The sequence below is a fragment of the Streptomyces sp. SirexAA-E genome, from assembly GCF_000177195.2.
Taxonomy (GTDB): domain Bacteria; phylum Actinomycetota; class Actinomycetes; order Streptomycetales; family Streptomycetaceae; genus Streptomyces; species Streptomyces flavovirens.
The window spans coordinates 895,361-908,146 of record NC_015953.1 but is presented as its reverse complement, the minus strand read 5'-3'; the positions used below and the strand labels follow the sequence as shown (position 1 = coordinate 908,146).

The following is a 12,786-nucleotide window of genomic DNA, read 5'->3' as shown; positions in this document are numbered from 1 at the left end:
CGCCGGCACAGGCCCCGTTGTCAGTGGCGTAGGGCAGCATCGGTGGTGTGAGAGCAGCGCCCACCATCCTGCATCTGGACATGGATGCCTTCTACGCCTCTGCGGAGCAGGCGGCGAAGCCGAGTCTGCGCGGCAAACCGGTGGTGGTGGGCGGTCTGGGGATGCGCGGGGTGGTCGCCACCGCGTCGTACGAGGCCCGGCGGTTCGGTGTGCACTCGGCGATGCCCATGGCGCAGGCCAGGCGCCTCGCCCCCAACGCCGCCTATCTGGTGCCCCGCTTTTTGCTCTACCGGTCGGTCAGCGACCAGGTGATGGAGCTGCTGGGGCGGTTGTCCCCGCTGGTCGAGCCGCTGAGCCTCGACGAGGCGTTCGTCGACCTCGAGGCCGGCGGGGTCGCCGACGACTCCCGGTCCGCACGTGCCGTCGGTGAGCAGCTCCGGCTCGTCATCCGGGCCGTGACCGGCCTCAGCGGCTCCGTAGGCCTGGCCGGTTCGAAGATGCTGGCCAAGATCGCCTCGGAGGAGGCCAAGCCGGACGGGCTCCTGCTCATCGAGCCGGGGACCGAGCGTGAACTCCTCGCACCGATGTCCGTGCGGATCCTGCCCGGGGTCGGCCCGGCCACCGGTGACCATCTCAGACGTGCCGGGATGACGGTGGTCCACGACCTGGTCGAAGCGGGCGAGGCCGAGCTCGTCCGTCTGCTGGGCCGGGCGCACGGCGCCGCGCTGCACCGGATGGCGCTCGGGTACGACGACCGGCCGGTCGTCGCGGAACGCGACGCGAAATCGGTCTCGGTGGAGGACACCTTCGATGTGGACCTGCACGACCGGGTGCGGGTCCGCACCGAGGTCGAGCGGCTCGCCGACCGCTGTGTGCAGCGCCTGAGGGGAGCGGGCCGGTCGGGGCGGACGGTGGTGCTGAAGGTCCGCCGGTACGACTTCTCGACACTGACCCGCTCCGAGACCCTGCGCGGTCCCACGGACGACCCCGTGGTGGTCAGGGAGGCGGCCGCCAGGCTTCTGGAGGCCGTCGACACCACCGGAGGCGTTCGGCTGCTCGGGGTGGGCGTCACCGGGCTGGCCGACTTCACGCAGGAGGACCTCTTCGCGCAGGCGGCCGACGCGAGACAGGCGGCCGAAGCGAAGCAGGCGGCCGATGCCCGGGAGACCGCCGGGGCGGAGCCCCCCGGAGACAGCGGGCCGGACGCCGAGGGGCCGATGGCCGCCGGTGCGGAGGGTGCGGGGTCCGCGGCGGACGATCCGGCCCCGGAGGCCGTCGACGGCGCGGCCGCCCGGCGGTGGTCCGCCGGACACGACGTACGGCACGACGTCCACGGGTACGGCTGGGTGCAGGGCAGCGGGGTCGGGCGGGTCACCGTGCGCTTCGAGGAGCCCGGCTCGACGCCCGGCCGGGTGCGGACGTTCAGGGTCGACGATCCGCAGTTGCGGCCGTCCGACCCGCTGCCGCTGGTCAGTGACCCGGTGGACTACTCCTCGTGGCCGGCGAGCTTGCCGAAGTCCCTGTCCGGGGCCGTGCCCGAGGGGGTGGCGGAGTCCAGCCCGTAGTGGCGGTAGAGCTGAAGCTCCTGCTCCGGGGAGAGGTGGCGGCCGACACCGAAGTCGGGCGCGTCCTTGATCAGGGCGCGGTCGAAGGGGACGTGCAGCCGGCCGTCGACGAACGCGCTCGGCTCCAGCGGGACGAACGCGTCCCGGGTGAAGAGGCCGGTGCGGACGGCGGCCCACTCGGGCGCGCCGGTGGCGTCGTCGAGGTAGACCTCGTCCACCGTCCCGATCTTGGCGCCTGCACGGTCGAAGGCCTTGCGGCCGATCAGGCTGCGCGGATCGATGTCGGTCTGCACGGTGCCTCCCACTGGTCGCAACAGCATCGGCGTGGTCGCAACTGCTCCACAGGCTCTACGAAAGGCCAGAACCGGGGGTTCGGCCACTCGAGACTGCCGCTGCCGGCCCGCTGGTAGGCTGGAGCCGGCTGCCGACCCCGTGCGGGAGAGTCCTCCGGACATCGTCCGGAGGCGCCGAAGGAGCAACTCCTCCCCGGAATCTCTCAGGCCCCCGTACCGCACGGACGAAGCCACTCTGGAAAGCAGGGCGGGATCCGGACCGGCGAACGTGCCGGGACGAGCCCGGCCTCACCGACGGTGAAAACCGGCACGCCGCGAGGTGGGCCGGTGAAGCTCTCAGGTCGAGATGACAGAGGGGGAGGCCGTTCGGGCAGCCACGCCGTGGTGCCCCTCGCAGGTCGTGACAGACCAGGAGGCCTCCATCATGACCCCCCGTCGCACTCCGCTCTCCCAGCTGGAGCAGGGCATCCCCTTCGAGCAGCGCCATATCGGTCCCGACGCCGAGGCCCAGGCGAAAATGCTCGCGCAGGTCGGCTACGGATCCCTCGACGAGCTCACCGCCGCCGCGGTGCCCGACGTGATCAAGAGCGCCGAGGCGCTGAACCTTCCGGGCGCGCGCACCGAGGCCGAGGTCCTGGCGGAGCTCCGGCGCCTCGCCGACCGCAACCAGGTGCTGACCCCGATGATCGGGCTCGGCTACTACGGCACGTTCACCCCGCCCGTCATCCTGCGCAACGTCATGGAGAACCCGGCCTGGTACACGGCCTACACGCCGTACCAGCCGGAGATCTCCCAGGGGCGGCTCGAGGCCCTGCTGAACTTCCAGACGGTGGTGGCCGACCTGACCGGGCTGCCCACCTCGGGCGCCTCCCTCCTCGACGAGGGCACCGCGGCCGCCGAGGCCATGGCCCTGGCACGGCGCGTGGGCAAGGTGAAGGACGGCGTCTTCCTGGTCGACGCCGACACCCTGCCGCAGACCGTCGCGGTGATCCTGACCCGTGCCGAACCGACCGGCGTCGAGGTGGTCGTCGCCGACCTGAGCCAGGGCGTCCCCGCCGAGGCCGCCGAGCGCGGTGTCTTCGGCGTGCTCCTGCAGTACCCGGGCGCCTCCGGGGCCGTACGCGACATCAAGCCCGTCATCGACGAGGCCCACGAGCTGGGTGCGATCGTCACCGTCGCCGCCGACCTGCTGGCACTGACCCTGCTCACCTCGCCCGGCGAGCTCGGCGCGGACGTCGCCGTCGGCACCACGCAGCGTTTCGGTGTTCCGATGGGCTTCGGCGGTCCGCACGCGGGATTCATGGCGGTCCGCGAGAAGTTCGCGCGCAGCCTGCCCGGTCGCCTCGTCGGGGTCTCCGTCGACGCGGACGGCGACAAGGCGTACCGGCTGGCCCTGCAGACCCGTGAGCAGCACATCCGCCGCGAGAAGGCCACCAGCAACATCTGCACCGCGCAGGTGCTGCTCGCCGTCATGGCGGGGATGTACGCCGTCTACCACGGGCCGGAGGGCCTGCGGACGATCGCCCGCCGTACGCACCGCTACGCGGCGATCCTCGCCGAGGGGCTGCGTGGTGCGGGCGTCGACGTCGTCCACGAGAACTACTTCGACACGCTCACCGTGCGTGTCCCGGGCGGCGCCGCGGACGTGGTGGCGGGCGCGCGCGAGCGCGGGGTCAACCTGCGTCTGGTCGACGCCGACCACGTCTCCGTCGCCTGTGACGAGACCACCACCCGGAGCCACGTGGCCGCCGTCTGGGCGGCCTTCGGCGCGGACGGTGACATCGAGGCGCTGGACGCCGGGACCGCCGACGCGCTGCCCGAGGGGCTGCTGCGCTCGGACGAGGTCCTGGCCCACCCGGTCTTCCACCAGTACCGGTCCGAGACCGCGATGCTGCGCTACCTGCGCCGGCTCGCCGACCGCGACTACGCGCTGGACCGCGGCATGATCCCGCTCGGCTCCTGCACCATGAAGCTGAACGCGACGGCCGAGATGGAGTCGATCACCTGGCCCGAGTTCGGCGCGCTGCACCCCTTCGCGCCCGCCGAGCAGGCCCAGGGCTTCCTCACGCTCATCCGCGAGCTGGAGGAGCGGCTGGCCGAGGTCACCGGCTACGACGCGGTCTCCCTCCAGCCGAACGCCGGCTCGCAGGGCGAGTTCGCCGGCCTGCTGGCCGTCCGCGCCTATCACCGGGCCAACGGTGACGAAGGGCGTACCGTCTGCCTCATCCCCTCCTCCGCACACGGCACCAACGCCGCGAGCGCGGTGATGGCCGGTATGAAGGTCGTCGTCGTGAAGACCGCCGACGACGGCGAGGTCGACATCGAGGACCTCCGCGCCAAGATCCAGAAGCACCGCGACGAGCTCGCCGTCCTGATGATCACCTACCCCTCCACGCACGGTGTCTTCGAGGAGCACGTCGCCGACATCTGCGGCGAGGTGCACGACGCCGGCGGCCAGGTGTACGTGGACGGGGCCAACCTCAACGCCCTGGTCGGGCTCGCCAGGCCCGGCAAGTTCGGCGGCGACGTCTCGCACCTGAACCTGCACAAGACCTTCTGCATCCCGCACGGCGGCGGCGGCCCGGGTGTGGGCCCGGTCGGCGTCCGTGCCCACCTGGCTCCCTACCTGCCCAACCACCCGCTCCAGCCCGCCGCGGGGCCCGACACCGGCGTCGGCCCCATCTCGGCCGCTCCGTGGGGTTCGGCGGGCATCCTGCCCATTTCGTGGGCGTACGTGCGCCTGATGGGCGGCGAGGGGCTGAAGCGGGCGACGCAGGTGGCCGTGCTGGCCGCCAACTACATCGCCAAGCGCCTGGAACCGCACTTCCCGATCCTTTACACCGGTCCGGCCGGTCTGGTCGCGCACGAGTGCATCGTCGACCTGCGCCCGATCTCCAAGGCGACCGGCGTCAGCATCGACGACGTCGCCAAGCGGCTGATCGACTACGGTTTCCACTCGCCGACCATGTCGTTCCCGGTGGCCGGGACGCTGATGATCGAGCCGACCGAGAGCGAGGACCTCGCGGAGCTCGACCGGTTCTGCGACACGATGATCGCCATTCGCGCCGAGATCGAGAAGGTCGCCTCCGGAACCTGGAGCGCGGACGACAACCCGCTGCGCAACGCCCCGCACACGGCCGCCGCGCTCGGTGGTGAGTGGGAGCGCCCGTACAGCCGTGAAGAGGCGGTCTTCCCGGCCGGGGTCCTGCCGTCGGACAAGTACTGGCCGCCCGTCCGCCGGATCGACGGTGCCTTCGGCGACCGCAACCTCGTGTGCTCCTGCCCGCCGCTGGACGCGTACGACCGGTAGGAACGCGTGGGGGCCGGTGCGGACGTCCGTCCGGGCCGGCCCCTTCTCCTTCCGCCGGGTCGCGGCCCGGCGGTCAGGCCGCCCTCATCACCTGACCGGACCTCAGCGTCCGGTGCGGGGCGATGATCTGGCCGTCCGGAAGCAGCTCACCGGTGTCCTCGAAGAGCAGGACGCCGTTGCACAGGAGGCTCCAGCCCTGTTCCGGGTGGTGCGCCGTCAGGCGGGCGGCCTCCCGGTCGTTGGAGTCCGCGGTCGGGCAGGGTGGCTGGTGCTGACACATGGATGGTTTCTTTCGCTGCGTCGAGTCGGGTGTGCGTGGTGACGATGCGTGCATGGCCGCCCCCGTATCAAGTCGGTCCGGTACCAGTGTTGCCCTACGGGCGCCGTTCCGCAGGGATTTCGCCGCAGCCCCCGTTCCCCGCCCCTGACACGTCACCCGGCCGGAGGGTTGACGGCAACTGCACTGTCTCTTCGGGTGGTTCGGGGTGACCTGACCGGGCTAGCCCGCATGGGCGCAACGCGCGCCCCCGCCGAGGATCCGGCAAGGGCGCGCGGTGGGACGACCGGGACGGTCAGGCGGGCGACCCGAGCAGCCCGGGGACGCCCGGAAGACCCGGGAGCTTGGGCGGGGTGACACGCAGTGTCATGACCGGGAGCAGTGCGGCGACCCGGTGAGGACGGTGGGCGGTGATACCGGTGGGCGCGGGCGCCAGCGGCACCAGCACATCGGTCGGGGCGAGGGTGCCGCCCGCCGCGTCGTCCTCGGTGTCCTCGTGCAGCCACAGGGTCAGCATGTAGAGCTCCGGCACCGACAGCAGCCGCGCCTGGTAGGGCGTCGCCGACGACTCCGCCTGCCTGACGGCGAGTTCGGTCGAGGCCAGGTAGGGGCCCTCGAAGAAGTGGGAGAAGGTCCATCCGTCGGCCGTGAGCACGGTGTCCGCGGCGGCGACGGTGCGCTCGCCGTCGCGTACCAGGAAGCGCCAGCCGGCGAGGCGGGTGGACGGGGCCGTCTCGGTCGGTGCGATCCGGTCGAGCACATGGACGGGAAGCGGGAGTTCGGGGCTCAGCGGTCCCTGGACGGACCGGAGGGCGGGTGTGTGGGCCTCGCGGACTGCGGTGGGAGAACCGAGTGCCGCGAGAACGCTGCGCAGTGCGGGCGCGGGAGCCGGAGAAACAAGCAGCGGCATAGTGGGTCGCCTCTCACTTGGGAGACACGGTGAAGCGTGGGCGGGTGCAGACGGCGGTGTCGGCTGCGGGGCCAGAGGAAGGCCGGTGACGGGCGGCCGGGCCGGTGCGTCAACTCTCTGCCCCGTGCGCAGAGTTTATACGACAAATGTTCACACGGTGTTTCGGCTAGCCGTCCCGCGTATTGCCCGCAAGGCGGTTTCGAGCCTTGGAAATGCGGTGTTCCTGTGGGTTCGGGCCGTTCGCCGAGCCCTTCGCCAGGTATTTTCCCTATGCAGCGGTCGGCCGAAAATCGCCGGTGTTTCCCCTGCGCCGCACCTGTCCGGTACTGCATATGCCGCATGCCGTTGGAATGTGCCCGAGGCCGCCGTCCACAGACTACTGGGTACCGACCTGCCGTGGAGGCGTTACGGATCACTTCCTCGGGGCATTATCGATCGTGATAAGAGCGGCCTGTGCCGCGGGCCGTCCACTCGAGGAGGGACCCTTCGATGGGTGAGAAGGTCGTGGCGGGCACCTTTGACCTGTCCGATCGGCAGGAGTACCGCACGAAGCTCACCCGGTGTCTGGAGGGGCTGGAGCTGCTCCTGGCGGACCGGCGGTTCGACCGGCCCAGGAATCTCATGGGCCTGGAGATCGAGCTGAATCTGGCGGGCTCGGACGGTATGCCGAGGATGCGGAATGCAGAGGTGCTCCAGCGCATCGCCAGCCGGGATTTCCAGACGGAACTGGGGATGTTCAATCTGGAGGTGAACATTCTTCCGCACCGGCTGAGCGGCCGGGTATTCGATCAGCTCGCGGAGGAGCTGCGGACCGGGCTCGCATATGCCCACCGCAAAGCCGCCGAGGTCGACGCCGGGATCATGATGATCGGCATCCTGCCGACGCTCGGCCGCCACGACGTGGTGTCGGCGAACCTGTCGAACGTGGACCGGTACACCCTCCTCAACGATCAAATGGCCGCTGCCCGCGGCGAGGATTTCGTCCTCGATATCGAGGGCGTCGAACGGCTGGTCTCCACCTCTTCCTCCATTGCCCCGGAATCGGCCTGTACATCCGTGCAGTTGCATCTGCAGGTGACGCCGGAACGATTCGCCGACGTGTGGAACGCCGCACAGGCGGTCGCCGCGGTGCAGATCGCCCTCGGCGCCAACTCGCCGTTCCTGTTCGGCAAGGAGCTGTGGCGGGAATCCAGGCCCCCGCTGTTCCAGCAGGCCACCGACGTACGGCCGCCCGAGATCAGGAACCAGGGGGTGCGTCCCCGGACCTGGTTCGGCGAGCGGTGGGTCGGCTCGGCGTACGAGCTCTTCGAGGAGAACGTGCGCTACTACCCGCCGCTGCTGCCGATCTGCGACGACGAGGACCCGCTCCAGGTGCTCGACGAGGGAGGTGTGCCGACCCTGGCCGAGCTCGTCCTGCACAACGGGACCATCTACCGGTGGAACCGGCCGGTGTACGGGCTCGCCGACGGCGTGCCCCATCTGCGGGTGGAGAACAGGGTGCTGCCCGCCGGGCCCACGGTCGTCGACGTGATCGCCAACGCCGCCTTCTACTACGGCCTGGTGCGCGCACTGGCCGACGAGTCGAGGCCGGTGTGGACGAAACTGCCCTTCGAGGCGGCGGCGGAGAACTTCGACACCGCGTGCCGCCACGGCATCGACGCGGAGTTGCTGTGGCCGCGCCCGGGACGTTCGGGCGGGGTGACGAAGGTTCCGGCCGTCAAGCTGGTGCGGGACGAACTGCTGCCGCTGGCCGCCGCAGGACTCGACGCCTGGAACATCGAGCCCGCGGACCGTGACCTGTATCTGGGGGTCATCGAGCAACGCTGCCGACGCCGGATCAACGGAGCCTCCTGGCAGGCCGACACCTACCACCGGGCACGGGAGGCCGGCCTCGAACGGGAGGGTGCGCTGGCCGCCACCACCCGGCGTTACGGCGATCTGATGCAGTCGGGGGAGCCCGTGCACACCTGGCCGATCGGCTTTCCCGCACGCTGAGGTGGTGGGCCGCCGAATCGGGCGGCCCACCACGCCGGGCCCGCGCCCCGTCGTCGTACCGTGCCTGTCCCCGTGCGTACCGCCGCTTCCGTGCCCCGTGGCAGGCCGGGCGGTGATCGTCGGGCAAGCTAGTGCCCGGTGCGGCACCGGGGCGCACCGCGGTGCCGACGGTGGGTGTACGGGTGGAGGCGAAGCACGTGGCGGGAACCATGGCTCACGAGGGGGTTCCGCGGCGGACCCTGGCGTCGGAGACCGTGCTGGTGCTGGCACTCTCGCTCGGGGCCAGCGGGGTGTCCGCCCTGATCAGCTTCATCGGGTCGCTGACGAAACCCGGTGGACTCAAGGACCAGGCCGCGACGCTGAACGGTTCGCACGCGCCCGGCCGGCCGTGGCTCGACCTCGCCTGGCAGCTGTTCGGCATCAGCACGGCGCTGGTGCCGGTCGCGCTCGTCGCCCATCTGCTGCTGCGGGAGGGGGCCGGGCTGCGGTCGCTCGGTCTCGACCGGACCCGGCCCTGGACCGACCTCGGCCGTGGGGCACTGGTGGCGGCGGGAATCGGCAGTGCCGGACTGGCCTTCTACCTGGCGGCGCGGGCAGGCGGGTTCAACCTGACGGTGGTGCCGGAGTCGCTGCCCCCGGTGTGGTGGAAGTTCCCGGTGCTGATCCTCTCGGCCGTGCAGAACTCCCTCCTGGAGGAAGTGATCGTCGTCGGCTATCTGCTGCGGCGGCTCGGTCAGCTGGGGTGGACGCCGATGGCCGCGCTGGTGGCCAGCTCCGTCCTGCGCGGCTCGTACCACCTGTACCAGGGGATCGGCGGCTTCATCGGCAACCTGGTGATGGGTGTGGTCTTCGTCCTGCTGTACCGGCGCTGGGGGCGTGTCGGGCCGCTGGTCGTCGCCCATGCCCTGCTGGACATCGGGGCGTTCGTCGGTTACGCGCTGCTCGCGGGGAAGGTGGGCTGGCTGCCCACCCTGTGAACGGTCCCCGGCCGCCTCAGAGCGGCGCCAGCAGTTCGCCCTCGATGACGGTGACCGCCTGCCCGGTCAGCCAGGTGCGCTCGCCACGCAGCGAGGTGCGGACGAGGCCCGAACGCGCCGACGCCTGGAGGCCGGTGAGGTCCGTACGGCCGAACCGCGCCGACCAGAAGGGGGCCAGAGCGGTGTGGGCGCTTCCGGTGACGGGATCCTCGTCGATGCCGACACGGGGGAAGAAGCCGCGCGACACGAAGTCGTAGCCGTCGGACGGGTCGCCTGCGGCCGCGGTGGCGATGACGCCGCGCCGCGAGCAGGCCACGAGCGAGGGGAAGTCCGGCCGGAGCGCGCGTACGGCCGCCTCGTCGGCGAGCTCCACCAGAAGGTCGCCCACGTTGTCCCCGGTGTCGTGGACGGAGAGGGGCACCGCGCCGAGCGCTTCCGCCAGGCCGGGCGGGGCGGTGACCGGTGTCAGCGGAGCCGTCGGGAAGTCCAGGGTGAGGGAGCCGTCCTGATGAGCGGTGGTGCGCAGGACGCCGGAGCGGCTCGCGAAACGCACCGTGCCCTCCGCGACGCCCGTGGTGCGCAGGACATGGGCGGCGGCGAGCGTGGCGTGCCCGCAGAGGTCGACCTCGGTGGTGGGCGTGAACCAGCGCAGTGCCCAGTCCGCCTGACCGCCCGGCGGGAGCGGATGGGCGAAGGCGGTCTCCGACAGGTTGACCTCCGCCGCGACGCGCTGGAGGCGGTCGGGCCCGGGGAAGCGGTCGGATTCCAGGAGCAGGACCCCGGCGGGGTTGCCGGCGAAGGGCCGGTCGGTGAACGCGTCGACGATGCGAATCTTCATGCGCCGACCGTAAACGGGGCGCTCGCGCGGGGTCCAAGGCCAATTGCGGGTGGTTGGCATCGGGGAGCCCGTCTCTCCCCGGGCACGGTTCCGCTTGACCTTGCCACGGTGACAAGCTCTTCACTGGGAGCCGAGGAGGTGGTCCCGATGACCATGCCGGAAGAGGACACCAGGACGGTGCGAGCTCTGCGGGCGTTGGAGAACGCCGACGCGTCGGTACGGCTGAAGGCGGCCCTGGCGGTCGGCACGACCCCGGATCCGCGGTTCGTCGGCAAGCTCGTCGAACGATGCGCCGTCGAGCCCGAGTTCTACGTGCGCGAAATGCTCACCTGGGCACTCACCCGCCACCCCTCGTCGACCACGGTCCCCGGGCTCGTCGACGAGCTCGGCTCGGAACGGGCGCAGGCTCGGAGCCAGGCACTGCACACGCTCTCCAAGATCGGGGACCGGCAGGCGTGGCCGGCGATCACCCGGGCACTCCTGACGGATGCCGACGACGAGGTGGCGCGGAGCGCCTGGAGAGCGGCGGTCGTCCTCGTGCCCGACGGTGAGGAGACCGGGTTGGCCGGGGTGCTGGTCACGCAGCTCGGGCGGGGCGAGCGGGAGACGCGGCTGAGCCTCAGCCGGGCGCTGATCGCGCTCGGTGAGGTGATCACGCCGGCCCTGCGGGGCGCGACGGCGGACGCCGACCCCCGCGTGCGTCAGCACGCGATCGCCACGGAACAGCTGTGGCGTGACCCGGATGCGGGGTTCGAGTCCGCGGTGGAGGAGGCGAAGCGCACCGTGGCCCTGGGCACGAGTGGCGAGGAGGGGTGACAACCGGTGTTGATCGGTGACGTGGCACGACGGTCCGGAGTCAGCGCCCGGATGCTCAGGCACTACGAGTCGCTCGGCCTGGTACGGCCGACCGGTCGTAACGGTGCGGGCTACCGGGAGTACTCGGGCGAGGACATCCGGCGGATCTTCCACATCGAGAGCCTGCGGTCGCTGGGGCTGTCCCTGCGTGACGTCGGGCGCGCGCTGGACGATCCGGGTTTCCGTCCCTCGGAGCTCGTCGAGGACCTGATCCGCCGGACCCGGGAGCGCATCGCCGACGAGACGGTCCTGCTGACACGACTCCGCCGGATCGACGCCGCGGAACCCGCCGACTGGGAGGACGTCCTCCAGAGCGTCGCACTCCTCCAGGCGCTGGGGTCGAAGAGCGCCGGGACGCGCCAGCGTGCGGCCCTGTCCCTGGACCACGAGGTACCGGGCGGGGTGGAGGTCCTGGTCGAGGCGGCGCTGAGCGAGACGGACCTGAACGTCGCCGGAGCCCTTCGCTGGGCCCTGGCGCGCCGGGGCGACGGCGGACCGGCCCTGCTCGCCGAGGGCCTCGGCTCTCCGCTGGCCGAGGTCCGGAAACGTGCCGTCCAGTCCATCGTCGAGTTGCCCGGCGACGAGGCGACGGCCCTGCTGCGGGAGGCGCTGGAGCATCCCGACGTCGTGGTCCGCCGGTACGCGGCTCTGGCGCTCGGGACACGCGGAGTCGCCGACGCCGTTCCGACGCTGATCGGCATGGTCGACGAGGACGTCAACGACGTCGACGCGGCCGATGCGCTGAGCACCCTCGCATGTGATCCGGCGTCGGCGGACCGGATCGCCACCGGGCTCGTCGACCGCCTCGCCCACGGCACCGCCGCCGCGTCCGCGCGCCGACGGCTGACCCAGGCGCTCGCCGGCATCCCGGGTCCGGCGGCGGCACGTGCCCTCGCGGACCTGTCCCATGACGAGGACCGTGGCGTCGCGCTGACCGCGATCTACGTCCTGGGGATACGCGACGACCGATGACGCCTTCCGGGGTCCGGCCGCCACGGCACACCCCGCCACGAGGAGCGTTCCGTCGCTCCCGGCGGAGGTGAACGTCTCACTGAGGTCTGGGCACTTGCTCGGATCGTGGGGCCGGGGGAGCGCCGGAGGCTTTGTCACCCACCCCATGACTCAGCAGGTCGAAGGCGCGCTCAGCCGCCCGGACAGCCTCCGGATGACGTTCGCCGGCGGACTCGCCGGCCGTGAGGCAGGTGTGGTTCATGACGGCCAGTTCGTGCTGCACCACGAGCACCTGAGCCGCTGTGAGGCGCGCGACCAACGGATCCGCCCCCGCCTCCCGCAGCGCCTCTGCCAGCGCGTCGATGCCGCGTGACGCGTACCGCGTCAGCCGCACCGCCAGACTCTCGGTGCCGAGGATCATCCCGAAGAAGGCCTTGGCCTCCGGGTCGTCGGTCAGCCCGGTGTTCGGGTCCCGCTGCTCCAAGGCCGCCAGCAGGGCTTCCCGCAGGGCCTCCAGCGGATCCTGCCCGGCCGGGCGGGAGCGCACGATGCGGGCGGCCTCACTCTCGTGGTCGGCGAAGCGCTGCAGCACGAGGTCTTCCTTCGTCGGGAAGTAGGCGAACAGGGTCCGCCGGGAGACCTCCGCCGTGGCGGCGACCTCCGTGACCGAGACCTGGTCGAACCCCTTCGCCAGGAACAGGCGGATCGCCGTTTCCGCGATCGTCTCCCGCGTCCGCTCCTTCTTGAGCTCCCGCAGGCCCACAGGTTCATTCATGCACTCAGTCTACCCCATGGTAGACTGAGTGCATCTTTGC

11 protein-coding genes and 1 riboswitch are annotated in these 12,786 nt (G+C 71.4%); of the genes, 6 read left to right on the top strand and 5 right to left on the bottom strand.

The features are described from left to right. Nucleotides 1-47: 47 nt before the first annotated feature. Nucleotides 48-1,565: a DNA polymerase IV gene (locus tag SACTE_RS03865; RefSeq protein WP_014044723.1), complete on the top strand. Its 1,518-nt coding sequence runs from the start codon at nt 48-50 to the stop codon at nt 1,563-1,565. Here SACTE_RS03865 and SACTE_RS03860 read toward each other — a convergent pair. Beyond that, on the bottom strand, nt 1,487-1,858 hold the full coding sequence (locus SACTE_RS03860) for a PRC-barrel domain-containing protein (RefSeq protein ID WP_014044722.1): 372 nt from the start codon (nt 1,856-1,858) through the stop codon (nt 1,487-1,489). The two genes, SACTE_RS03865 and SACTE_RS03860, sit on opposite strands and share 79 nt — an antisense overlap. A gap of 132 nt (nt 1,859-1,990) precedes the next feature. Next, a riboswitch (glycine riboswitch) is annotated at nt 1,991-2,087 on the top strand. 195 nt (nt 2,088-2,282) lie between these two features. On the opposite strand from SACTE_RS03860, the gene gcvP reads away from it, so the two are divergent. Continuing rightward, nucleotides 2,283-5,168 carry an aminomethyl-transferring glycine dehydrogenase gene (gene gcvP / locus SACTE_RS03855; protein ID WP_014044721.1) on the top strand — a complete coding sequence of 962 codons (2,886 nt, stop codon included), beginning with the start codon at nt 2,283-2,285 and terminating at the stop codon, nt 5,166-5,168. Nucleotides 5,169-5,241: 73 nt separating this feature from the next. Here the strand turns inward: gcvP and SACTE_RS03850 are convergent, their stop codons facing one another. Together SACTE_RS03850 and SACTE_RS03845 are read right to left on the bottom strand one after the other, a co-directional pair. Then, nucleotides 5,242-5,448 (bottom strand): DUF5999 family protein, encoded by a 207-nt coding sequence (locus SACTE_RS03850; RefSeq protein ID WP_014044720.1) that lies wholly within the window; start codon nt 5,446-5,448, stop codon nt 5,242-5,244. Nucleotides 5,449-5,740: 292 nt separating this feature from the next. Next, nucleotides 5,741-6,355 carry a hypothetical protein gene (locus tag SACTE_RS03845; RefSeq protein WP_014044719.1) on the bottom strand — a complete coding sequence of 205 codons (615 nt, stop codon included), beginning with the start codon at nt 6,353-6,355 and terminating at the stop codon, nt 5,741-5,743. 489 nt (nt 6,356-6,844) lie between these two features. Between SACTE_RS03845 and SACTE_RS03840 the strand changes: the two genes are divergently transcribed. Together SACTE_RS03840 and SACTE_RS03835 are read left to right on the top strand one after the other, a co-directional pair. Further along, nucleotides 6,845-8,350: a glutamate-cysteine ligase family protein gene (locus tag SACTE_RS03840; RefSeq protein ID WP_014044718.1), complete on the top strand. Its 1,506-nt coding sequence runs from the start codon at nt 6,845-6,847 to the stop codon at nt 8,348-8,350. A 209-nt stretch (nt 8,351-8,559) separates the two neighbouring features. Further along, nucleotides 8,560-9,327 (top strand): type II CAAX endopeptidase family protein, encoded by a 768-nt coding sequence (locus tag SACTE_RS03835; protein ID WP_176727655.1) that lies wholly within the window; start codon nt 8,560-8,562, stop codon nt 9,325-9,327. Nucleotides 9,328-9,343: 16 nt separating this feature from the next. Here the strand turns inward: SACTE_RS03835 and SACTE_RS03830 are convergent, their stop codons facing one another. After that, the gene (locus tag SACTE_RS03830) at nt 9,344-10,165 is read right to left on the bottom strand and encodes a PhzF family phenazine biosynthesis protein (RefSeq protein WP_019993860.1); all 822 of its coding nucleotides are present in this window, start codon (nt 10,163-10,165) and stop codon (nt 9,344-9,346) included. A gap of 147 nt (nt 10,166-10,312) precedes the next feature. Between SACTE_RS03830 and SACTE_RS03825 the strand changes: the two genes are divergently transcribed. Then, nucleotides 10,313-10,981, top strand: coding sequence for a HEAT repeat domain-containing protein (locus SACTE_RS03825; protein WP_014044715.1), 669 nt, complete (start codon nt 10,313-10,315; stop codon nt 10,979-10,981). Between the two features lie 6 nt (nt 10,982-10,987). After that, entirely contained in the window at nt 10,988-11,992 is a 1,005-nt protein-coding gene (locus SACTE_RS03820; protein ID WP_014044714.1) for a HEAT repeat domain-containing protein, read from the top strand. 76 nt (nt 11,993-12,068) lie between these two features. Here SACTE_RS03820 and SACTE_RS03815 read toward each other — a convergent pair whose 3' ends face one another. Continuing rightward, a complete protein-coding gene (locus SACTE_RS03815; RefSeq protein WP_014044713.1) occupies nt 12,069-12,746 on the bottom strand; it encodes a TetR/AcrR family transcriptional regulator in 678 nt (225 codons plus the stop codon). Nucleotides 12,747-12,786: the final 40 nt, after the last annotated feature.

Coding starts and splice junctions, on each gene's coding strand:
- gcvP (WP_014044721.1), top strand. CDS start 2,283: ATGACCCCCCGTCGCACTCCGCTCTCCCAGCTGGAGCAGGGCATCCCC.
- SACTE_RS03850 (WP_014044720.1), bottom strand. CDS start 5,448: ATGTGTCAGCACCAGCCACCCTGCCCGACCGCGGACTCCAACGACCGG.
- SACTE_RS03845 (WP_014044719.1), bottom strand. CDS start 6,355: ATGCCGCTGCTTGTTTCTCCGGCTCCCGCGCCCGCACTGCGCAGCGTT.
- SACTE_RS03840 (WP_014044718.1), top strand. CDS start 6,845: ATGGGTGAGAAGGTCGTGGCGGGCACCTTTGACCTGTCCGATCGGCAG.
- SACTE_RS03835 (WP_176727655.1), top strand. CDS start 8,560: ATGGCTCACGAGGGGGTTCCGCGGCGGACCCTGGCGTCGGAGACCGTG.
- SACTE_RS03830 (WP_019993860.1), bottom strand. CDS start 10,165: ATGAAGATTCGCATCGTCGACGCGTTCACCGACCGGCCCTTCGCCGGC.
- SACTE_RS03825 (WP_014044715.1), top strand. CDS start 10,313: ATGACCATGCCGGAAGAGGACACCAGGACGGTGCGAGCTCTGCGGGCG.
- SACTE_RS03815 (WP_014044713.1), bottom strand. CDS start 12,746: ATGAATGAACCTGTGGGCCTGCGGGAGCTCAAGAAGGAGCGGACGCGG.